This is a genomic window from Vreelandella subterranea (genome assembly GCF_900111305.1).
Lineage (GTDB): Bacteria > Pseudomonadota > Gammaproteobacteria > Pseudomonadales > Halomonadaceae > Vreelandella > Vreelandella subterranea.
The window spans coordinates 21,145-42,795 of sequence record NZ_FOGS01000011.1; the positions used below are offsets into that span (position 1 = coordinate 21,145).

Consider the following 21,651-nt stretch of genomic DNA (forward strand, 5'->3'; position numbering starts at 1 on the left):
CCGCTGGATTTTTACACGCCTTTTAAATATTATGTTATAACATTGCTATAATGGCGAGGTTTCATAAGATCCTTAGGCTTTGTGTTGTTCGCTATCCCCCTGCCACCTAGAATGGCCAGTGTCGGTGTTCCCCACGGAACTTAATAGAGAATCCGCCGCGGCTTGCCGCGAAACGGAACTGCCCCCGCAACTGTAGGCGGCGAGCGATGCTCTTTGATGCCACTGGACACAGCGTCTGGGAAGGCGAGCTAGCCATGACCCGTCAGTCAGGAGAACTGCCGACATATGACTAACATTGAGCGAAGTGGCTCGGTCACTATTTGCTGGCCGAATGCGGAGCTCATCATGCACGGGAGTGTACATGATGTTGAGATTGACCACGGCCATCGCCGCGAGCGCTGTTGGCCTTGCCCAGGCGGCTTACGCCTCCACCGACTACCCGCTTACGCTAACCAATTGCGGTGTTGAGATCAGCGTGGCGTCGCCCCCAGAACGAACGGTGACGGTAGGCCAGTCAGCCACGGAGATTCTCTATTCGCTGGGGCTCGCTGACCGAGTGAATGGCACCTCGGTGTGGTTCACCCCGGTCCTTCCCCAGTTTGCTGAGGTCAATGAAGCGATCGAGCGGATCGCCAACGACGACCCAAGCTTTGAGGCCGTGGTCAATAAACGGCCTGACCTGGTGGCGGTACAGTACGAGTGGCACGTAGGCCCCACCGGCAGCGTCGCCACCCGGGAACAGTTTCATGAGCTGGGTATTAACACCTATATTATGCCCGCCGACTGCGACACCAAGGATAACTCTACCGGCGGCGATGGCACCCGCACGGCCGCTTTCTCCACGGATTCGGTCTATAAGGGAATCACCGAACTAGCCCAGATTTATGATGTGCAAGACGCTGGCGAGACGCTGGTAGCCGACCTTATCGACCGCGAAGAGCGCGCAATAGCTCTGGCGAACAGCCTGGACTTACCGGACGATTTATCCGCGGCATTCTGGTTCTCATCGACAGACCTGGGGGTTAGCCCCTTCGTTGCGGGTCAACTCGGCGCACCGGGCTATATGATGGACAAGCTCGGTATTCGCAATGTGATCGAGTCCGATGAGGAGTGGCCCACGGTGGGCTGGGAGAGCATCGCCAGGGCTGACCCCGATGTGCTCGTGATCGCCAGAATGGATCGCCGCCGCTTTCCCGCCGACGACATTGAAGCCAAGCGTGAGTTTCTGCGCAGCGACCCGGTTACCCGCGAAATGATGGCGGTTAAAAACGACCACATCATAGAGATGGATGCCCACGCCATGAGCGCTACGATGCGCACTATTTACGGTCTTGAAACACTGGCCGAGGCGCTAGCGACAATGGCATTTGACGAATGAGCATTGCGTTAACGCGGCGATCTACGGCAGGTTTTGCACTGCGCTGGCTATGGATCACGCCGCTGGTGCTCGTGGCGGCGCTGATCGCGGGCACCGCCATCGGCGAGACACCGATTCCCGTTGATACCATTCTCAAAGTGCTCGCCAATCAGCTCCTGGGCGCGGATTATGCGGTAGACCGGATCGATGCAGGCATTATCTGGAACTACCGGCTTAGCCGCGCCGTGGTCGCTGCCTGTTGTGGTACTAGCCTGGCGCTGGCAGGGGTGGTGCTTCAGGCGCTGCTGCGCAACCCCTTGGCCGACCCCTACTTGATGGGCATTTCCGCTGGGGCCTCTACCGGCGCGGTGGCCGTGGCCGTCGCGGGCCTTGGCGCAGGGGCGCTTTCGCTTTCCCTGGGTGCCTTTGTGGGCGCCCTTCTCGCCTTTGGTATCGTGGTGATGCTCGCCCATGCGGCCAACAGCGGCGTCGGTGGTGGCCGCGGCGTTCAGGCAGCGGGGGCGATTATTCTGGCAGGCATCGCAGGCTCACAGCTGTTCAATGCGCTCACCGCTTTTATCATTACCAAGTCGGCGAGCGCCGAGCAGGCCCGCGGCATCATGTTTTGGCTGATGGGCAATCTGTCTGGTGTGCGCTGGGCCGATGTAACCTTGGCGGTGCCTGCCGCGCTGTTTGGGGTACTGGTTTGCCTATGGCACCGCCGCTCCCTGGATGCGTTTACCTTCGGTGCCGACAGCGCCGCCTCCATGGGCATCGCAGTGCGCCCGGTGCGTGGCATGCTGATTATCGCCATGGCGCTGGTCACGGCGGTGATGGTGTCTATTGTGGGGGCGATTGGCTTTGTTGGGCTGGTGATTCCCCATGCCATGCGTTTTATCGTAGGCAGCCAACACACGCGTTTGGTTCCAGCCACGGCGCTTGCTGGGGCGGTCTTTTTGATTGGCTCAGATATTCTTTCGCGCACTCTGATCCCCGGCCAAGTGCTACCGATCGGGGTGATTACTTCACTGATTGGCGCACCTGCCTTTGCGCTCATTCTCGTGCGCGGCAAGAGGTCTTAATGCAGTTAACCGCTCAAAAACTCGATTGGTCAGTGCATGGCACGCCTCTACTGATTGACATTAACCTAACCGTCGAGCCCGGCCAAACCTTTGGCCTGGTGGGGCCGAACGGCTCGGGTAAAACGTCGCTACTTCGCCTGTTGGCAGGCTTGAACAAACCCAAAGCAGGACAGGTGCTAATGGGTAGCCAGCCTCTACACGCGCTGAAGCAGCGGGCGATTGCTCAGTCTATTGCCTTAGTCGAGCAGCAGGCCGATACCACCGATAGAATTAGCGTGCGTGACGTAGTGGCGCTGGGCCGGACGCCCTTTCTTACCGCGTTGCGCCCCTGGTCAACGGAAGATGATGCCATCGTGGTTCAGGCGCTGGTAGATGTCGATATGGTGCATATGGCCGACCGGCTTTGGCACACGCTTTCCGGCGGTGAGCGCCAGCGCGTGCATATTGCCCGCGCACTGGCGCAGCAACCCAAGATTCTGCTGCTCGATGAGCCCACCAACCATCTGGATATTCGCCATCAGCTGTCGATCCTTGAGCTGGTCAGGCAGCTTCCGGTTACGGTGATTATCTCGCTGCACGACCTGAACCACGCCATGGAGTGTGACCGCATCGGTGTCATGGATGGCGGCCGCCTGGTGGATAGTGGCCCGCCTAAAGAGGTACTGACGGCATTCCGGCTACGCCAGACCTTTGGTGTCTACGCCGATATCTTCGCCGACCCCATCGACGGCAGCCAGATGATGCGTTTTCGCAATGCTATTTAAGCATGACACGCACAGCCAGGTGATCAATCAGCGGGGTTAGCCGTTGTTTGCTAAGGTGATGTGGTGCTTTCCATTAATTAGGGGATACCTATGCGACTTCTATTCACCGGTGGCAGTGGCAAGGCGGGCCGCCATGCGACCGCCTATCTTCGTGACCAGGGTCACCGCGTCACCAACCTGGACTGGGCAACCTCCGACGTGCCCGGCATTCCCACTCTGAAGACAGACCTCACCGATGCTGGCCAGGTGTTCAACGCCTGCCATGCCTACGCCGGGATGGACGAGCTGGAACCGGGCACCGGCGTGCCGCGTTACGATGCCATTGTCCACTTTGCGGCGATACCCGCCATCCTGCACCGGCCGGACAACGAGACCTATCGCATCAACACCTTGAGCACTTACAACGTACTGGATGCCGCCACCAAGCTGGGTATTCCCAAGGTGATTTTTGCCTCCAGCGAGACGACCTATGGCGTATGTTTTGCCGACGGCGAGGTGCAACCGGATTACCTGCCGGTCGATGAAGAGCACCCCACCGTACCTCAGGACAGCTACGCCATGAGCAAGGTGGTCAACGAAGTCACCGCCCGCTCCTTCCAGGCACGCTCGGGTATCGATATCTATGGCCTGCGCATCAATAACGTTATCGAGCCCCACGAGTACCGCCAGCATTTCCCGGCCTACATGGACAACCCGGCGCTGCGCCGCCGCAATATCTTCGCCTACATCGACGCCCGCGACCTGGGCCAGATGGTCGATTGCTGCCTGAAGACAGACGGCCTGGGCTACCAGGTGTTCAACGTCGCCAATGACGATCTATCGGTGGGGCTGACCAACGCCCAGGTGATTGAACGCTTCTACGCAGGGGTACCGATCAAGCGCGAAATGGGCGAATACGAGACCTTCTATAGTATTGAGAAAGCGCGTCGTCTGGTCGGTTTCACGCCACGCCACTCCTGGAGGGATGAGCTGGAAAAGTAAGGGTGCCATGAACTAGCGACGTTGATTTGTCTAGCTAACAAGGAGACGACCATGGCCGATTCCCCGGTAGCGGGTGTACCTCGCTGGCTGAAGCTGGCCTTTTCGCTGTGGATCCTGATCTGGGCACCGAGCTATGCAGTGCTGCTGGGGCCCCAGAATTTCTTCTGGCTATGCAACGTGGCAAACTTCCTGTTGCTGGTGGCGCTTTGGACAGAGCATCGTACCCTGATGTCGATGCAGTGGCTGGCGGTGGCGCTGGTCGGCAGCTTGTGGACGTTTGACGTCACGACGGCAGCGCTCACCGGCGTCCACCCCATCGGTGGCACCGAGTACATGTTCAACCCCGAGCACCCACCCATGACGCGGGCCATGTCGCTCTACCACGCCGTACTGCCGCTGGTGGCAGGCATCGGCGTGGCGAAACTGGGCTACGCGCGCCGCGCCCTGCTGTGGCAGACCCTGCTGACCTGGATCGTGGTGCCGTTGTCCTACCTGCTCACCGACCCAGACCGTAATATCAACTGGGCACACGGGCCCTTCGGCCAACCCCAAGACAGCCTCGACCCTCTGCTTTATCTGTTCCTACTGACGCTGATATGGCCCGTAGTCGTCTACCTGCCGCTACACCTGGTGATGGTTGGCGGGCAGCGTTGGCGGCGCCAAGATTAACTAACTACTTGATCAACTGCACCAACCCATGGCGCACATACCACACCTGCTCGGCCTGGGCGGTGGCGTCTTGAGCGAACCAGCCATTGAGGTCGCGCAGGCGGCGCTGCTCGGGTGGCATGGGCACAATACCCCGACCGACTTCATTAGCGATAATGATAAGCGGCGCCTTAAGTTCGTCAGCACGCTGGCAGAGCCGTGTCATATCGCCCTGCCACTGTTGGCGAAGGGGGTCGTTTTCCGCGTTTGTTAAAGCGGCTTCTAGCCACTCGAGCACGCTGGTTATCACCAGCGGGGTGTCGGCAACCAGCGCTTGCTGGCACTCTTCCAGCCGCTGACCCGGTGCGAGGCGATGCCATACGGCGTCGGGAAAGCGAGCCGTTACGGCGTCGCGTTTACCAGCGCAGGCACCGCCGATGAAGAGCTGCATTGCCAATCTCCTTTGCCATTCGCATCGGTTTGATAAGTGAGTGTCCAGCGCCTGCCCTGGGCCTGGCTCACTGAGCCATCCCAGAAGTGAAGAGTTTCAAAACGACGGCGCAGTTCGCGAATCACACCGCCGTGAGTGACCGCTAGAATCTTTCGGTGGCCGTCTTGCCGGGCATTCACGGCTACATCATGCAACCAGGCCTCCAGGCGCGTGCGCAGCTGGGCGGCGGATTCACCGCCAGGGATTTGCAGCTCGCCGACGCTGTCGATCCAGGCGCGGTAATGGGGCAAATCTTTTAGCTCGTCGTAAACCTTGCCTTCATATTCGCCAAAATCGAGTTCGCGCAGACGCGGCTCAAGCGCAACCGGCACGCCCTCTTTCGCGGCCTGGATCCACTCAAGCGTCTGTTGGCAGCGGTTCAAGTCGCTTGAATAAATGGCATCAAAACGCTCACCCGCCAGCGCTTCGCGCAGCGCCAGCAACCCTGCCTCAGCATCGGGAAACAGCAGCGGGATATCGCGCTGGCCCTGGTAGCGGCGCTCTAGATTCCAGGCGGTGATACCGTGGCGAACTGCCACCAGCTCCACACTAAGATCAGTAGCCAAAGCTCTCCTCCTTCGATGGTGGCACCGACCATATCGCCGTTGATGCCGTTAAACAGTCGCAACATGAACACGCGTGAAAGCGCCACAAAGACCGCCGCCGCAAGCCCAATCAGCGTAAGCGAAGGTGCCAGCAGCGCAATCAGCGCCAGCGGTACCAGCGCCAGGGCCACATCCTGGCCGCTGAGCGACTGCTGCCAACTCCAGGCCAGGCCCTTTTGCTGGGCACAGGGGGTCAGCACCAGCAATGCCACACCCGTCCAGCGCCCGAGCGCGGGCACCACCAGCAGCCACCAGAGCGGTGCTTGATAGGTAAGTAATGCCCACAGTAGAACGCCCTTCCAGGCCAGTAGAAACACAAGCGTCAGCATGCCGAAACTGCCGATTTGCGGGTCCTTCATGATCGCCCAGCGGCGTTCCAACGCTTGATTGCTGCCCAGCGCATCGGCGATGTCCATGACGCCATCCAGGTGGAGCCCACCGGAAAGCGCGACCCAAAGGCTCAGCAGCGCCAGCGCGGTGATCGGCGTGGGGACGTCTTGCATGGCGAATGCCAACAGCACCAACACGCTGCCAATGAGCAGGCCGACCAAGGGATAGGCACGCAACGCCCAGCGCCGGGTTGCAGGCGTCCATGGGCAAGCGACAGGGATGGGGATTCTTGTCAAAAACTGTAGCGCGAGCAGGAGACCGAACAAAGCGTTTTTCACGGCGTCTTCTTTTACAGCATCTTCTTTCACAGCGACTTCCCGTCGTTTTTCCATTCGATGGCACAGCCCGCGACCACTTCCAGCACCGAGTCCGCCTCGGCGGCTAGCCAGCGGTGGGCACGCTGAAGAAAGCTCAGGTAGCGCCAGGTTTCGGCATCACCGGGAGGTAACGTTTCGTTGATATCGTTAGAGACAATCACTAGATGCACGCTGCGTGCGTGGGCATCTGCGAGGGTGTCTGCCAGTAACGCCAAGCTTTGGTCTTCGCTAAGCTCGCTGGCGTACAGCACCTGGCTGGCCCACAGCGTCAGGCAGTCCAGTAGCACGGCGCTCCCTTCTGGCACTCGGGAAATCGCCTGATCAATGGCCAGCGGCGCTTCCAGTGTCAGCCACTGCGCGCTTCTGGATTGCCGATGGCGAGCAACACGTGCGGCCATCTCGTCGTCGTACACGTCTGCGGTGGCCAAATAGTAACAGGGGGAACCGGCCGCCGCGCCAAGCACCCGCTGCTCGGCGATGTCACTTTTGCCGGAACGCGCCCCGCCACTAACGAAGACAATCATGCAGTGCCTTTTTCAGCTCATTGACTAGCCGCCGGTTAGCCGCTTCATCGCGCAGCGCCACCCTTAGCCATTCCCCCTCAAGCCCGGCAAAATTGTGGGTATGGCGTACCAGTACGCCTTGCTGCAGCAGCCGCTCAAATAACACATCACTGGTGGTGCCTGCGGCGCGCTGCGCGGCACCAGGCCGGATAAGAAAAAAGCAGGCCTGGCTGGGTACAACGTCCAGACCCAACTCGCTAAGTGCTTGATGCAGGCGTGGCCGCTCGCTGGCTAACCAGCGCTGGGTGCGCCGGGTAAAGGCACCGTCCGCCAGCAGCGGCGCTACCAGCTCCGCCGCCAGGTGATTCACGCTCCAGGGCGGCTGGTGGGTCTGTGCCGCTTGAATCGTGGCTACATCCGCCAGCAGGTAGCCTAGCCGTAGCCCTGGCAGCGTATAAAACTTGGTCATCGAGCGCAGCAGAATCAGATGCGGGTAGCGATCCAGCAGCGGTACCAGCGACACCGCATCATGCGTATCGCCGACCATATCCACAAAGGCCTCATCCACCACCACCCGGCAACCCGCCCAAGCCGTGTAATCCAGCAGTACCTCCATGGCCGAGGTATCGATAAGGGTCGCTGTGGGATTATTGGGCCGACACAGAAACAGCACATCGATATCATTAAGCCTTGCCAACAGCGTATCAACATCCAGGGCAAAGTCCGGCGCGGGCAGCGCGATCTCAACGATTGAGAGCCGGTGGGCGCAGCAAGCACGGGCATACTCGCCAAAGCTTGGCGTCATAATCGCCGCGCGCTGCCAGGCATGTAGCGCGGCGGCAAGAAAAATCGCCTCGGCGCCGCCGTTGGTCAGCAGCACCTGTTCGGGCTGCAGTTGGTGATGGTTGGCGATGGCCTGGCGGGCCGCGGAATAATCCGGCGCTGGATAACGCTCAAGGCCGACCAGATGTTGCGTTAACCAGTCGCGTACCCAGGCGGGTGGCCCCAGGGGATTCAGATTGGCGCTGAAATCGTCCAGACGATGCCCGGAGGGCAGGCCGAAGTGGGCTAATAGCGCCTCGGCTTGGCCGCCGTGGCTGGGCCATTCAGGTGTACTCATATAAGCCTCGGAAAAATCATACCCAACCCAACCATCAGGACAGCGGACAGCAAAATGAATAGCATCCAGCCACCGTGCATCAAGCGAATCGTGGCGTCGATATGATCAACCCGAAGTGGCTCCAGCGGCTTGCCTAGCGTCGCACGACAGGAAGCCACACCTTCATAGTAATTGGTACCGCCCAACTGCACACCGAGCAATCGCGCCACCATGGCTTCCGGCCAGCCAGCGTTAGGGCTCGGGTGACGGGGTGCATCGCACAAGGTACCGCGCAGCGCGCCTCGCCAGTGCAGGCGCATCCCCCAAAAAACGCTCAACAGCAGACCCGCTAGCCACAGACAAAAAGCCGTTAAGCGAGCTGGCAGCCAGTTGGCCGCATCGTCCAACCTGGCGGAGGCATAACCAAACTCGTTATAGCGTGCGTTGCGATAACCGACCATCGAATCCAGAGTATTCACCGCCTTGTACGCCAGCGCCAGCGGCGCGCCGCCGATCAGGGCAAAAAACAGTGGCGCGGTAATCCCATCCACTGTGTTTTCCGCCACGGTTTCCACCGCACCGCGGGTAATCTCGGCTTCATCCAGGCCATAGGTATCGCGCCCGACAATCATGCCGAGGGCTTGCCGAGCAGCGGGCAGGTTGCCTTTGGCAAGCGGCACGGCAATCGCGCGCCCCGCATCCGCCAACCCTTTGATGGCAAGCGTGGTGGACAACAGCCAGAGCTCCGCGATGAGTGCAAGCCCGGGATGCAAACGCGCCAAGATCGCCAGCACCAACACGCTACCCCCCCATACGCCACCCACCACAATGACGGTGAGCAGCACGCCACTCAGCCGCCGCTGCTTGGGCGAGCCGCGGTTCCAGAGCCGCTCGTAGTGGCTGATAAAACGGCCGATGATCACCACTGGGTGCGGCAGCGAGCGTGGGTCACCGACGATCAGATCAATCATGATCGCCACGGCGATCCACACCAGGATCATGAGTGCGTCGTCGTTGAAGGGCATCATTGGCGGGCGCTATCGCTTACGCCCGCATCGGCGAAGGTTGCCATCTCATTGAGCATTGCGACAGCCGCCTGAAGCAGCGGGAATGCCAATGCCGCCCCGCTGCCCTCGCCCAGGCGCATGCCCAGCGCCAGCAGCGGCTTGGCGTCCAACGCGTCAAGTGCCGTGGCATGGCCTGGTTCCTCCGAGCGGTGACCAAATACAAGATAGCCGCGCACCGCGGGGCATAAACGACATGCCACCAGCGCCGCCACCGTGGCGATAAAGCCATCGACGATAGCGGGCAGCCGGTGTGCCGCCGAAGCCAGGTAGGCCCCGGTCATGGCGGCGATTTCCAGGCCGCCCACCTTAACAAGCACGTCCAGAGGGTCATTGGGGTCGGCCTGGCGCGCCTGAATGGCGCGCTCGATCACCGCTACTTTATGAGCTTGCTGTGCGCTATCGATACCGGTCCCGGCGCCAACCACCTGAGCCACTGGGGTCGCGGTCAACACCGCCAGCATGGCGCTGCTGGCGGTGGTATTGGCAATCCCCATTTCGCCAACGATGATGCACCTAGCCCCGGCGTGGCTGGCGCGCTCCACGGCGGCAACGCCTGCATTGATCGCTGCGTGGGCTTCAGCGCCTTGCATGGCGTTTTCGAGCACCATATTGGCCGTGCCTGGGCGCACCTTGGCATGCGTCACGCCCGCCACGGTCAAGGGTGCCACCACCCCCACATCGACGACGTCGATTCTCGCGCCAATCTGCCGGGCAAAGACATTGATGGCGGCACCGCCGCTTGCGAAGTTGGCAACCATTTGCGCCGTTACGGCCTGAGGAAACGCGGACACGCCCTCTTCGGCCACACCGTGATCGGCGGCAAATACCAGCACACTGGCTGGCGTCACATTGGGCGTTTGCCCACCGGTGATGGCACTCAACTGTATGGCGAGTGTCTCCAAGCGACCAAGGCTGCCCGGGGGTTTGGTCAACGTATCAAGATAGGCGCGGGTACGTTCGCCGGCGCAAGCATCTACCGGCGCAATACGCTCGATAATAGACGGGGCAACATCGATAGGCATGGCGGCTCCAGAGCGTTCAACATCACAAGAGGGGGGATGGTAGCAAAAGCAGGCCTGCTATACTTGCGATTTACGCTTTGCAAGCGGGCGATTACCGCTATCGCAATCCATCGTTAGCCCTGATCGCCCAAGGCGATAGCTGTCATCAATTAGGGTAATAAAACTACAATTAGCGCTTTTATTGCCGTAAGGTCTCTCCTATCGCCATCAAAAAATGTAAAATAACTACAGGTCTGACTCACCGTCTCTACCATGCAGAGGTCCCTATGCCGAGCTCAACACACGCCCCTTTAAACCCCACCGTTGCCGAGGTTACCCAGCGCATACGTGAGCGTTCTGCCGAGCGGCGCGCGCTATACGAGCGTCGCATGGCCGACCAGCACAAACGCGGCGTGCATCGCGGCGAGCTCTCATGCGGTAACCTCGCCCATGGGTTTGCGGCCTGCAATCCGCAGGAAAAGGATTCCCTCAAGCTGATGAACAGCGCCAACCTGGGGATCATCTCCGCCTATAATGACATGCTCTCGGCTCACCAGCCGTTTGAGACCTTCCCGGAAACCATCAAGGGGGCTGCCCGCGCCATGGGCTCTACCGCCCAGTTTGCCGGTGGCGTACCGGCGATGTGCGATGGTGTGACCCAGGGCCAGCCAGGCATGGAGTTGTCGCTGTTCTCTCGGGATGTGATTGCCATGGCCACCGCCGTGGGCCTGTCCCACAACATGTTCGACGCAGCCTTGTACCTTGGCGTGTGCGACAAGATCGTGCCAGGGCTGTTCATCGCCGCAGCACGCTTTGGCCACCTGCCCGCGATGTTCGTGCCAGCGGGCCCAATGCCCAGCGGCCTGCCCAACAAGGAAAAGGCCCGCATCCGCCAGCTGTACGCTGAAGGCAAGGTCGGCCGCGATGCGCTGCTGGAAGCCGAGTCCGAGTCGTACCATAGCCCCGGCACCTGCACCTTCTACGGCACTGCCAACTCCAACCAGTTGATGATGGAAGTGATGGGCCTGCACCTGCCGGGCACCTCCTTCGTCAATCCTGGCACCGAGATGCGCGAGGCCCTGACCCGCTACGCCACCGAGCAGGCAATCCGCAACACCGAGCCTGGCGGTGACTATCGCCCGTTCTACAAGCAGATCGACGAACGTGCGATCGTCAATGCGGTGGTTGGCCTGCTGGCGTCGGGCGGCTCCACCAACCATACCATGCACCTGATCGCCATGGCGGCCGCCGCTGGCATTACGCTCAACTGGGACGACTTCACCGATCTGTCCGCGGTCACTCCAAGCCTGATGCGGGTCTACCCCAACGGCCAGGCGGATATCAACCACTTCCAGGCGGCGGGCGGCATGAGCTTCCTGTTCCGCGAATTGCTGGGCGCAGGCCTGCTCCACGGCGATATTCCCACCGTCTTCGGCACCGACCTGACCGCCTACACCCAGGAGCCTTTCCTGGAAGACGGCAAGGTGGTCTGGCACGAAGGTCCCGAGAAGAGCCTCGACGAAGCCGTGCTGAGCACCGTCGCCAACCCGTTCGCGCCCACCGGCGGCCTGACGGTGATGAAAGGCAACCTGGGCCGGGGTGTGATCAAGGTCTCGGCGGTTACCGAAGAGCACCGCATCGTCGAAGCGCCGGTGAAGATCTTCGAAGACCAGAACGAGATGAAGGCCGCCTTCGAATCCGGCGACCTGGATCGCGACGTGATCGTGGTCGTGCGCTTCCAGGGCCCCAAGGCCAACGGCATGCCGGAACTGCACAAGCTGACGCCGTACCTGGGTGTCCTTCAGGACCGTGGCTACAAGGTCGCGCTGGTCACCGACGGCCGTATGTCGGGCGCCTCGGGTAAGGTACCCGCCTCTATCCATATGAGCCCGGAAGCCCTGGACGGCGGCCCGCTGGCCAAACTGCGCGATGGCGATATCGTGCGCCTGGACGCCAACGCCGGCACCCTCGACGCCAAGGTAGACCCTGTCACCTGGGGGCAGCGTGAACTGGCCATCGGCAATCTTGACCACTACCACGTAGGCCTGGGTCGCGAGCTGTTCTCTGGGTTCCGCCACCTGGCCATGCGCGGCGAAGAAGGCGCCGGGGTGTTTGGTGGCTTTGAAGCCGACGACCTGGCCCGCCAGGAAGGACAGATTTTCGAAGAGGATGCCTGATGCGACCGGCCTTGATCGGCGATATCGGCGGGACCAATGCACGCCTGGCGCTGGTGACGCCAGGCGACATTACCCCGCACGATATCATCAACCTGCCCTGCGCCGACTACCCGGGCGTCATTGAGGCGATTCAGGACTACCTGACCCGGGTGGGTGCGACCGGCGACAACGCCCCTCGCGAGGCCTGCCTGGCGTTTGCCTGCCCGGTTCACGCCGAGCGGGTCAAGATGACCAACAACCACTGGGATTTCATGAAGCGCGATGTTCGCGAAACGCTGAACCTATCGCTATTCAAGGTTATCAACGACTTTACCGCTCAGGCCCTGGGCGTGCCCCATGTGACCGCCGATGACCTCGTCGAGGTTCAGGCCGGTGACGGCCAGGCACATTCCACCCGCCTGGTGATTGGCCCTGGCACAGGGCTTGGCGTGGCCGGGGTCTTCCCTGGCCAGCACGCCTGGATACCACTGCCTACCGAGGGCGGCCATGTCACTTTTGCGCCCACCGACGACACCGAGCGCGCGCTGCTCGACGTCTTTCTGCAACACCACAAGCGGGTCAGCGTGGAGCGCATCCTGTGCGGCCAAGGCTTACTCGAGCTTTATCAGGCCCATTGCGCGCTTGACGATCAGGCGCCGCGCTGCGCCTCCCCTGCCGAGGTGACCCAGGCCGCCAACCAGGGCGACCCGATCGCCACGGCCACGCTGTTGCGGTTCCTGAAAATTCTCGGCGATGTGTGTGGCGATGCCACGCTGACCATGGGTGCCCGTGGCGGAGTTTACCTGTGCGGCGGGATCTTGCCGCGCCTGCTTGACTGGCTGCCCAAAAGCCAGATGCGCGACGGCTTCGTCAACAAGGGCCGCATGGGGGCGTATAACGCTGACATTCCCGTCTGGGTGGTCACCCACCCGTGGACGGGACTACTGGGCGCCGCTGAGGCGTTGCATAACGAAGAAGTGTTTTAGGGCCTGTTGACGTTTCACTCACGGCCGCGCTGGAGCCCGTTTTTATTCGCGGCAAGGCAGGAGGAGAGAAGTTTGGTTATTCCAAATGAACGACGACTAACGCCGCCGCGGGTAAAAACGGGCCCAGCCCTGCGGGTTGCGCCACAAAGCGCGCCATACGGCGTTGCAAAACTTGAAAAGGGAACCACCCTTCCCTGCGTTTTGCGCCTTGTCTGGCGAGCTTTGTGGTGCAACGCGGTTCGCGATGAAACGTCAACAGGCCCTACCAACCGACAGGAAGCTCCCTATGCCCGCGCCAACCTTTGACGTGCCCTTTGTCCTCGGCATGATGCGTCTCCACGAGACCGCCGAAATGCACCAGGCCAACCACCTGGCTGACTGGATCGAGGCGCGACTCGCGCAGGGGCTGCACTGGTTCGACCACGCCGATATCTACGGCAAGGGAGCTGGCGAGACGCTGTTTGGTCAGGCACTGCGCGCCCGCCCGGCGCTTGCCAAGCGGCTCAAGGTGGTGACCAAGGCCAGCATTGCCAACGACAACCCCGCCCCTGGCTCAGGCAAGGTCAAGCACTACAACGCCAGCCCGGCGTACCTGAGTCAAGCCATTGATGACGCGCTAAACCGCCTGAGCGTTGAGCGGATCGATCACTTTCTGATTCACCGCCCTGACCTGCTGATGGACGCCGAGGCCACCGGGCGCGCCCTGGACAGCGCCATCGAGGCAGGAAAAATTGGCGCCGCAGGCGTTTCCAACCACCTGCCCGGCCAGTGGCGCAGGTTGCAAAGCGCCATGCACTACCCGCTGCGCGCCAATCAGATCGAGCTGTCCATCGCCCATAGCACACCGCTGTTTGACGGCAGCTTCGACGATTTATGCGCCGACGGCCACGCGCCGATGGCCTGGTCGCCGCTGGCAGGCGGTCACCTGATGCAGGGCGCAGTGCATAAGGTGCTTGACCGTTTGGCAAGCGAGTACAACAGCACGCCCGGCGCACTTGCCCTGGCATGGCTACGCACGCTGCCCAATCGCCCTGCGCCCGTGGTAGGTAGCGTGAAGCCCGAACGGATTGCCGATATGCTGGCAGGCCCAGATACCCTCCCAAGGGAAGCCTGGTATGAACTGTTGGAAGCCGCCCGGGGCCATTGCGTGGCCTAGTTCAAGGCTTCTCTTCTGATCAATAATGACAAGGAACCGATCATGACACCGATCATTGCGTTTGGTGAAGCCCTGGTGGATATGCTCTCCAGCCGCCTGGGTAACGACGACACAGGACCCGAGACCTTTACCCCCTACGCCGGGGGTGCTCCCGCCAATGTGGCGGTTGCCTGCGCCCGGCTCGGCGTGCCCAGCCAGTTTCTGGGCATGGTCGGCGACGATACCTTCGGGCATTTTCTAATCCGCGAATTACAACACCATGGCGTGGACACACAGGGCGTGATCCTCACCCAAGAGGCACGCACGGCGCTGGCGTTTGTCTCCCGGGATAGCCAGGGCGAGCGCACCTTCGATTTTTACCGGCCACCGGCCGCCGACCTGCTATACCGTCTTGAACACCTCCCCCAGGGCGTTTTCGAGAACCCCGCGATTCTTCACTTCTGCAGTAACAGCCTGACCGACCCGGAAATCGCCGACGTGACGCTTGCCATGGCGTCCATGGCGAAACGCACAGGCTGCCTGATCAGCGTTGATGCCAACCTGCGTCACAACCTCTGGCCAGAGGGTGAAGCGGATATGGGCCTGGTGACGCAACTGCTGGATAGCGCCGAGCTGGTCAAGGTATCGCTCGACGAACTTGATTACCTGCGCGGCGATCACCCCCAAGACGCCTGGATAGCAGAGCGCCTTGCCGCAGGCGTGAAGGTCATGCTGGTGACCGATGGGCCCAATAGCGTGGCGGTGAAAGGCGTGGGTATTGATCAAACCATCGCGCCGCCCAAGGTTGAGGCCGTGGACACCACCGCGGGTGGCGACGCCTTCATCGGCGGGCTGCTGGCCGAGCTGTCACATCACGGCATTGAGGAAGGCTGGCACCAGGACGCCGACTTTCTTACCCGTGCGGTGAAAACGGCCTGCCGCTGCGGCGCTCACGCCGTAACGCGCCCCGGCGCCTACTCAGCGCTGCCCACCCATGCCGATATCGAAGCGTTGCGCAACGCTTTCTAAATACCGTTCCCTAAATAATATTCCCTAAATAACAGCCATTTGCCCAGGGCGTACCGATATGCGCCCTGCATTGCCGACAAAGGTCGTACCGCTCCGGCTTGTCTAAATGTCAGACATTTACTACCATACCGGCACTATCGTTAATAAGTGACCGCTATGACGCTGGAAACCCTTCCCCGCCATAAAGGGGGTGCGGACGAGTTAGCCCGCCTGCTGGCAAGGGCATTACTGGCAGGCCACTGGCAGCCGGGTGACGCCTTCCCCAAAGAAATGGACATCGGCACACACTTCGATGTGAGCCGTAACCAGGTGCGCAATGCGCTGACCCGCTTGACCGCCGCAGGGCTTTTAGACCGCACCGCCGGGCGTGGCACCCACGTACGTGAAATGAGCGACTGGCACCTGCTGGATCCGCTGATGAGCGAATGGATGACGGGGCTTACCGATCTCGACCCGCAGCTCACGCGCGCTATCTATGCGTTTCGCTTTTCGGCCGAGCCCGTCGTGGCGGGCCTTGCCGCCGACGCAGCCGATGCGAACGATATCGCTCGGCTTGAAGCCGCCTTTGAAGGCATGCAGAAAACGGCCCGGTCACCCGCCGCTCGCGCCCAGCACGCCGAGTATGACGTGATGTTTCACGATGCTACCTATCAAGCCAGCCATAACCTGGTGTGGCGGCAAATGGGACACTTGTTGCGCCCTTCGATCATGGCCCTGGTTCATGGCTCTCAGCACCGAACCGACACCTTCGACGACAGCCTGTCACGGCATCGCCGCGTGCTTGAAGCCATTATGCGCCGGGATGCCGAGGCGGCGTCTCGCGCCGCACGGGAAGTGCTTCGCCGCACGGCGATCGACCTGGGTATCGTCAATTAACCGGCCATCGACAACTGACTAGGATCTGACCCTATGAAAATTACCCGACTGAAAACCTGGCAAGTACCGCCCCGCTGGCTGTTTCTCAAAATCGAAACCGACGAAGGCTGCTACGGCTGGGGCGAGCCGGTCATCGAAGGCCGCTCGGCGACTGTCGAGGCTGCCGTTCATGAGCTTTCCGACTACCTGATTGGCCAGGACCCGCATCGCATCGAACACCTGTGGAATACGCTGTATCGCGCCGGGTTTTACCGCGGCGGGCCAATCTTGATGAGTGCCATTGCGGGTATCGACCAGGCGCTGTGGGACCTTAAGGGTCGCGACCTGGGTGTGCCCGTGCACCAGCTTCTGGGCGGCGCGGTGCGCGATAAAATGCGCATGTACGCCTGGACCGGCGGCGACCGGCCAAGCGACGTGGGCGCGGGCGCCAAGGCACTGGCTGACAAGGGCTTTACCGCCTTCAAGATGAACGGCACACCGGAGCTGCAGATCGTCGACTCCCACCGCAAAGTGGATGAGGCGGTCGCCCGGGTGGCCGAAGCGCGCCATGCGGTGGGCCCGGATGTGGGCATTGGTATCGATTTTCATGGCCGCGTGCATCGCCCCATGGCCAAGGCGCTGCTGCGCGAGCTGGAGCCCTACCACCCGATGTTCGTCGAGGAACCGGTTGCCCCCGAGCACTTGCCCTGCCTGAAAGACATTGCCGGTGGCCTTGGGTACCCGCTCGCCACCGGCGAACGGCTGCATACCCGCTTTGAGTTCCGCGACCTGCTCAAGGACGGCATGATCGACATTATTCAGCCAGATATCTCCCACTGTGGCGGTATCAGCGAGGGGCTTAAAATCGCCGCCTTGGCATCCGCCTACGATGTGGCCCTGGCGCCCCACTGCCCGCTCGGCCCGCTGACCCTGGCCGCGTCATTACAGCTGGATGCCGTTAGCCACAACGCCTTTATCCAGGAACAGAGCATGGGCATTCACTACAATCAGGGCAACGATGTTCTCGACTACCTGGTCGACAAATCGGCGCTCAGTATTGAAGACGGCTTCTGTGCGATTCCCCAGGGCCCAGGGCTAGGTGTGGAGATTGACGAGGCCTTCGTTGAAGAGCGCGCCAAGGTCGGCCACCGCTGGCGCAACCCCGTCTGGACCCATGAAGATGGCTCGATTGCCGAGTGGTAAACCCTCTCATCAACGGGAGACGTCCCTATGGGCGCAAGTGAACTGACACGTCCTTTAGCGTGGATTGCGGTGGACTGGGGGTCGAGCAACCTGCGCGCCTGGGCAATGGATGCCCAGCATCACGTCATGGCGAGTGCCTCCAGCCCTCGCGGCATGCTGTCGCTGACCCCCGCCGAGTACGAGGCCGAGCTGCTTGGAATCGTCGACGACTGGTTACCCGACAGCGGCCAAACGCCCGTGATGGTATGCGGTATGGCGGGCGCGCGGCAGGGTTGGCAGGAAGCCGCCTATCTGGCGACGCCCACGCGTCTCGATCAACTCTCTCGTGGCGCGGTGATGCCGCCCCTCGCCGACCCTCGCCTGCGGGTTTATTTACTGCCAGGATTAAGCCAGACCGGCAGCACAAACCACGACTATGATGTCATGCGCGGGGAGGAAACCCAGCTGGCTGGCCTGTTGGCGGATACATCGCGTTTTAGCGGCCTTGTCTGCCTGCCCGGCACCCATGCCAAATGGGCACGCTTAACCGATGGTGCCGTCACCGAGTTTGCGACCTATTTGACTGGCGAGCTGTATCAACTGCTCGCTCATCAATCCGTACTGAAGCACTCCGTAGGGCAGGATGACCTGCAACACGACGGCTGTCGCCAGGCGTTTACCCAGGCGGTCAAGGCAACCTATCAGGCGCCCGAACGCTTCAGCCAGCGGCTATTCGGCGTCCGCGCTCAGGACTTGCTGGCTAATACCTTGCCGAGCGGTGATGCCCGAAGTGCCGTGCTTGCCGCACATCTCTCGGGATTGACGATCGGCCTGGAACTGGCCGGTGCCTGCCACGAGCTGACGCCAGGAGAAAACGTGACCCTGATCGGCAACGAGGCGCTCAGCCACCGCTACGCACTCGCCCTGGAAACCCTCGGCATCGACACCCAGCGCGTTGACGGTGACACAGCGGTATTGGCAGGGCTGACCCTCGCCTACCAAAGTACCCGGCAATAAGCACCAGCTAAACAAGGAGAGCGCTATGACACTGCCTTTAATTGGCATTTTACGTGGGGTAACGCCCGATGACGCGGTGGCCGTTGGCGGCGCCTTGCTTGAGGCGGGCATCACGCAAATCGAGGTGCCGCTCAACTCCCCCGACCCATTGACCAGTATCCAACGCCTGGCGGAGGCCTTTGGCGACCAGGCGCTGATCGGTGCGGGAACGGTATTAAGCGCTGAGCAGGTACGCGACGTTCATGCCGCAGGCGGTCGATTGATCGTCTCGCCCAATTGCCGCCCTGCCGTCATCGAAGCATCCTGTCGCCTCTCCATGGCCAGTTGGCCGGGCATTGTGACGCCTTCCGAAGCCTTTGATGCCCTGGATGCGGGGGCCACCGGGCTCAAGCTCTTCCCGGCGGTCCAGGTGGGCATCGCGGGCATGAAGGCTGTCCGCGCCGTGCTGCCCCTTAACACATTGCTATATGCGGTTGGGGGTATCGGTATCGACAATTTCGCCGCCTGGCGCGCCGCGGGCGTGGATGGCGCAGGCCTTGGCAGCGCACTTTACCAACCGGGGCAAACGCCCCAGCAAGTCGGCAAGCAGGCCCATGCACTGGTAGACGCCTGGCAAGCCGCAGGAGACCGTTTATGAATCACGACAACATGGCCGAACTGGCGGTGGATTGCCGCTGCGAGCTGGGCGAAGGCCCCCAGTGGGACGCCGAAAGCGGACGGCTTTACTGGTGCGATATTCTGGGCAAATGCCTTCACTGGCTGTCACCTGAAAACGGCGACCACGGCCATTACCCGCTTGAGCAAATGGTATCGCTCGCCACCCCACTGAACGATGGCCGGTTAATGCTGGTCGGCGAACACAGCCTGAGCCTGTTGAATCCGGCCACGCAACACCTTGAGCATTTTGCCGACTTCGAAGCCGAAAACCCCGTTACGCGCAGCAACGATGCCCGCGTGGACCGCCACGGCAGCCTGTGGCTTTCCACCATGGGCAAGACCGCCGAACCCGGCGCGGGCAGCCTTTACCGCCTGCATCGCGGCGAGCTGACCCGAGTGCGCAGCGGGCTCACCATTCCCAACGCCATCTGCTTTTCACCTCAAGGCGACGCGGCATATTTTACCGACACAGCCGCCGGGGTCGTGATGCGCTGGGCGTTGGACGACCAGGGCTGGCCTGTCGGCGAACCGGTTGCCTGGGCAGATTTCACGGGGGTTGAAGGCAACCCGGACGGCGCCGTGATCGATAGCGAAGGCTGCCTGTGGCTCGCCTTGTGGGGCGCTGGCAAAGTGGTGCGGCTGAACCGCGATGGCCAGGTGATTGATAGCGTTCAGCTCCCCGTTAGCCAACCCTCCTGCCCAGCCTTCGCGGGCGAGAATCTGGACCGGCTTTACATCACCACCGCTCAGGAAGGATTCACTGCCGACCAGCGCCGGGAACAGCCCCAGGCGGGCGGCCTGTTCACCTGCGACGTTGGCGTGCGCGGGCTTGCCGACCCGCTATTGCGCCTGACTTAGCCACAGCAAAAAAACCCCGGACCATGTCCGGGGCAATCCACTTGCACAAACGACCCTGTTTGCGTGAGGCAAGTGGCGAGAGTGCACCTTAGATTACACCACCTTTAGTGGTGAAAGCGCTCGGCAGCCTGGCGGGCCAGCTCCCGAATACCGTCCCAGTCTTCTTCCTCGACCATTGCCTTCGGCGTCAGCCAGGAACCGCCCACGCACATGACGTTGGGCAGCGACAGGTAATCCTCGGCGTTGTCGACGGTGATGCCGCCCGTGGGGCAGAAACGCGCTTCCGGAATCGGCGCGCCAAACGCCTTGAGCGCTTTGGCCCCGCCGCTGGATTCTGCTGGAAAGAACTTGAACCGGCGGTAGCCGTACTGCCAGCCGGTCATCAGTTCCGAAATGGTGGATACGCCGGGCAGCATCGGCACCGGGCTTTCCACGCCATAGCGATAAAGCGCATCGGTCGCCCCTGGGGTGACCACGAAGTCGGCGCCGACCTGCTCGGCCTGGCGATACTGGGCAGGGGTCAACACCGTGCCGACGCCAATGCTCGCCCCCGGCAGCGCTTCTTTCATGCGCTTGATGGCTTCCAGCGCGCAATCGGTACGCAGGGTGATTTCCAGCACCGTCAAGCCGCCATCTACCAGCGCACGCCCCATCGGTACGGCATCTTCCAGGCGATCAATGGTAATCACCGGAATCACCTCGGCCTTGAGGCAAATGCTGTCTAGCTCCGCGGTACGTGTCGACGGTAGCTGCTTATCAATGGTCATGTGAGTCTCCAAGCAAATTATTATTGACGAAAGCGGCGTTAAGGCGCCCAGTAAATCGCCAAGGGGCAGGATAAGAAAGCGCGGATGGGCAGTTGACGCATGTCGTCCCCGCTCAGAGCCTTGGCCAACACTGCTCTCTTATCGTCACCGGTAATATGTAAAATGTGGCGGCGCGCCTGATGCAGCCGGTCTGCCGAAAAGGTGATGCGCGGCTGCGGCTGGCTGGGCGTTCGCACGGCGACCAGCGGCTCTTCCGTGGCGAGCGCCAAGCCAAGTTCCAGGCTGTCAGGAAACAGCGAGGCCGTGTGGCCATCGCCACCCATGCCCAAAATCACGACGCTTGCCGGCCAGCTAAGTGATAGCGCACGCTCACTGACGTCGGACACACCTTCTTCAGGTGTCCCGGCCTCGCTGGTCAAGGGTTCAAAATGAGCCGCCGCTGCCGCCCCCTGAAGCAAGTGCTCGCGAACCAATTTTGCGTTGCTGTCGTCACTTTGATCATCCACCCAGCGCTCGTCCGCCAGCGTGATTTCCACCCGTTCCCAGGGTAGCGGCTTGGCCGCCAGCGCTTTGAAAAAGGGGACGGGCGTCGAGCCGCCGGAGACCACCAACAAGGCGTTTTCCTGGTGTTCCAGGTCGTCGTTCAAGGCCTGAAAAACGGCCTCTGCCAGCTGTTCGGCAAGCTGTGTGCGTGCATCGCTCATA

The 21,651-nt window shown here is 61.5% G+C and carries 23 protein-coding genes and 1 riboswitch; of the genes, 14 read left to right on the forward strand and 9 right to left on the reverse strand.

Going from position 1 to position 21,651, the window contains the following annotated elements; translation table 11 throughout:
- Positions 1–105: 105 nt before the first annotated feature.
- Positions 106–297, forward strand: a riboswitch (cobalamin riboswitch).
- 64 nt (positions 298–361) lie between these two features.
- The 5 genes from BMX75_RS14780 to BMX75_RS14800 all read left to right on the forward strand — a co-directional run bounded on the left by BMX75_RS14780 (position 362) and on the right by BMX75_RS14800 (position 4,853).
- A complete protein-coding gene (locus BMX75_RS14780; protein WP_092829218.1) occupies positions 362–1,378 on the forward strand; it encodes an ABC transporter substrate-binding protein in 1,017 nt (338 codons plus the stop codon).
- Complete coding sequence (locus BMX75_RS14785; RefSeq protein ID WP_092829220.1) at positions 1,375–2,439, forward strand: FecCD family ABC transporter permease; 1,065 nt, start codon at positions 1,375–1,377, stop codon at positions 2,437–2,439. Before BMX75_RS14780 ends, BMX75_RS14785 begins: the two co-directional genes overlap by 4 nt.
- Positions 2,439–3,203 carry an ABC transporter ATP-binding protein gene (locus BMX75_RS14790; RefSeq protein ID WP_092829222.1) on the forward strand — a complete coding sequence of 255 codons (765 nt, stop codon included), beginning with the start codon at positions 2,439–2,441 and terminating at the stop codon, positions 3,201–3,203. Before BMX75_RS14785 ends, BMX75_RS14790 begins: the two co-directional genes overlap by 1 nt.
- Positions 3,204–3,293: 90 nt before the next feature.
- Positions 3,294–4,184 carry an NAD-dependent epimerase/dehydratase family protein gene (locus BMX75_RS14795; RefSeq protein WP_092829224.1) on the forward strand — a complete coding sequence of 297 codons (891 nt, stop codon included), beginning with the start codon at positions 3,294–3,296 and terminating at the stop codon, positions 4,182–4,184.
- Positions 4,185–4,235: 51 nt separating this feature from the next.
- Positions 4,236–4,853 carry a hypothetical protein gene (locus tag BMX75_RS14800; protein ID WP_092829226.1) on the forward strand — a complete coding sequence of 206 codons (618 nt, stop codon included), beginning with the start codon at positions 4,236–4,238 and terminating at the stop codon, positions 4,851–4,853.
- A 4-nt stretch (positions 4,854–4,857) separates the two neighbouring features.
- Here the strand turns inward: BMX75_RS14800 and BMX75_RS14805 are convergent, their stop codons facing one another.
- From BMX75_RS14805 to cobT, 7 genes are read right to left on the reverse strand one after another with little or no spacing between them, the layout of a single operon-like run.
- On the reverse strand, positions 4,858–5,283 hold the full coding sequence (locus BMX75_RS14805) for a bifunctional adenosylcobinamide kinase/adenosylcobinamide-phosphate guanylyltransferase (protein ID WP_092829228.1): 426 nt from the start codon (positions 5,281–5,283) through the stop codon (positions 4,858–4,860).
- The gene (locus tag BMX75_RS14810) at positions 5,235–5,888 is read right to left on the reverse strand and encodes a histidine phosphatase family protein (RefSeq protein WP_092829230.1); all 654 of its coding nucleotides are present in this window, start codon (positions 5,886–5,888) and stop codon (positions 5,235–5,237) included. Before BMX75_RS14810 ends, BMX75_RS14805 begins: the two co-directional genes overlap by 49 nt.
- Entirely contained in the window at positions 5,825–6,595 is a 771-nt protein-coding gene (gene cobS, locus BMX75_RS14815) for an adenosylcobinamide-GDP ribazoletransferase (RefSeq protein ID WP_092829383.1), read from the reverse strand. Before cobS ends, BMX75_RS14810 begins: the two co-directional genes overlap by 64 nt.
- 26 nt (positions 6,596–6,621) lie before the next feature.
- On the reverse strand, positions 6,622–7,158 hold the full coding sequence (locus tag BMX75_RS14820) for a bifunctional adenosylcobinamide kinase/adenosylcobinamide-phosphate guanylyltransferase (protein ID WP_092829232.1): 537 nt from the start codon (positions 7,156–7,158) through the stop codon (positions 6,622–6,624).
- The gene (cobD, locus tag BMX75_RS14825) at positions 7,142–8,257 is read right to left on the reverse strand and encodes a threonine-phosphate decarboxylase CobD (protein WP_092829234.1); all 1,116 of its coding nucleotides are present in this window, start codon (positions 8,255–8,257) and stop codon (positions 7,142–7,144) included. Before cobD ends, BMX75_RS14820 begins: the two co-directional genes overlap by 17 nt.
- Positions 8,254–9,264: an adenosylcobinamide-phosphate synthase CbiB gene (gene cbiB, locus BMX75_RS14830; protein WP_245748582.1), complete on the reverse strand. Its 1,011-nt coding sequence runs from the start codon at positions 9,262–9,264 to the stop codon at positions 8,254–8,256. The genes cobD and cbiB overlap by 4 nt, the downstream gene beginning before the upstream one ends.
- Positions 9,261–10,325 (reverse strand): nicotinate-nucleotide--dimethylbenzimidazole phosphoribosyltransferase, encoded by a 1,065-nt coding sequence (gene cobT, locus BMX75_RS14835; protein WP_092829236.1) that lies wholly within the window; start codon positions 10,323–10,325, stop codon positions 9,261–9,263. Before cobT ends, cbiB begins: the two co-directional genes overlap by 4 nt.
- A gap of 266 nt (positions 10,326–10,591) precedes the next feature.
- Here cobT and edd point away from each other — a divergent pair, with 266 nt between their 5' ends.
- The 9 genes from edd to BMX75_RS14880 all read left to right on the forward strand — a co-directional run bounded on the left by edd (position 10,592) and on the right by BMX75_RS14880 (position 20,179).
- On the forward strand, positions 10,592–12,481 hold the full coding sequence (edd, locus tag BMX75_RS14840; protein ID WP_092829238.1) for a phosphogluconate dehydratase: 1,890 nt from the start codon (positions 10,592–10,594) through the stop codon (positions 12,479–12,481).
- Positions 12,481–13,446, forward strand: a complete 966-nt coding sequence (glk, locus tag BMX75_RS14845; protein ID WP_092829240.1) for a glucokinase — start codon at positions 12,481–12,483, stop codon at positions 13,444–13,446. Before edd ends, glk begins: the two co-directional genes overlap by 1 nt.
- A 286-nt stretch (positions 13,447–13,732) precedes the next feature.
- A complete protein-coding gene (locus tag BMX75_RS14850; RefSeq protein WP_092829242.1) occupies positions 13,733–14,602 on the forward strand; it encodes an aldo/keto reductase in 870 nt (289 codons plus the stop codon).
- A 42-nt stretch (positions 14,603–14,644) separates the two neighbouring features.
- Complete coding sequence (locus BMX75_RS14855; protein ID WP_092829244.1) at positions 14,645–15,610, forward strand: carbohydrate kinase family protein; 966 nt, start codon at positions 14,645–14,647, stop codon at positions 15,608–15,610.
- 156 nt (positions 15,611–15,766) lie between these two features.
- Positions 15,767–16,486, forward strand: a complete 720-nt coding sequence (locus BMX75_RS14860) for a FadR/GntR family transcriptional regulator (protein WP_092829246.1) — start codon at positions 15,767–15,769, stop codon at positions 16,484–16,486.
- Between the two features lie 33 nt (positions 16,487–16,519).
- Positions 16,520–17,668, forward strand: coding sequence for a galactonate dehydratase (gene dgoD, locus BMX75_RS14865; protein WP_092829248.1), 1,149 nt, complete (start codon positions 16,520–16,522; stop codon positions 17,666–17,668).
- Between the two features lie 27 nt (positions 17,669–17,695).
- Positions 17,696–18,664 carry a 2-dehydro-3-deoxygalactonokinase gene (locus BMX75_RS14870; RefSeq protein ID WP_092829250.1) on the forward strand — a complete coding sequence of 323 codons (969 nt, stop codon included), beginning with the start codon at positions 17,696–17,698 and terminating at the stop codon, positions 18,662–18,664.
- A 25-nt stretch (positions 18,665–18,689) separates the two neighbouring features.
- On the forward strand, positions 18,690–19,301 hold the full coding sequence (locus BMX75_RS14875; protein WP_092829252.1) for a 2-dehydro-3-deoxy-6-phosphogalactonate aldolase: 612 nt from the start codon (positions 18,690–18,692) through the stop codon (positions 19,299–19,301).
- Positions 19,298–20,179: an SMP-30/gluconolactonase/LRE family protein gene (locus tag BMX75_RS14880; protein WP_092829254.1), complete on the forward strand. Its 882-nt coding sequence runs from the start codon at positions 19,298–19,300 to the stop codon at positions 20,177–20,179. Before BMX75_RS14875 ends, BMX75_RS14880 begins: the two co-directional genes overlap by 4 nt.
- Before the next feature lie 104 nt (positions 20,180–20,283).
- Here BMX75_RS14880 and BMX75_RS14885 read toward each other — a convergent pair whose 3' ends face one another.
- On the reverse strand, positions 20,284–20,946 hold the full coding sequence (locus BMX75_RS14885; RefSeq protein ID WP_092829256.1) for a bifunctional 4-hydroxy-2-oxoglutarate aldolase/2-dehydro-3-deoxy-phosphogluconate aldolase: 663 nt from the start codon (positions 20,944–20,946) through the stop codon (positions 20,284–20,286).
- A gap of 38 nt (positions 20,947–20,984) precedes the next feature.
- The gene (pgl, locus tag BMX75_RS14890) at positions 20,985–21,650 is read right to left on the reverse strand and encodes a 6-phosphogluconolactonase (RefSeq protein WP_092829258.1); all 666 of its coding nucleotides are present in this window, start codon (positions 21,648–21,650) and stop codon (positions 20,985–20,987) included.
- Position 21,651: the final 1 nt, after the last annotated feature.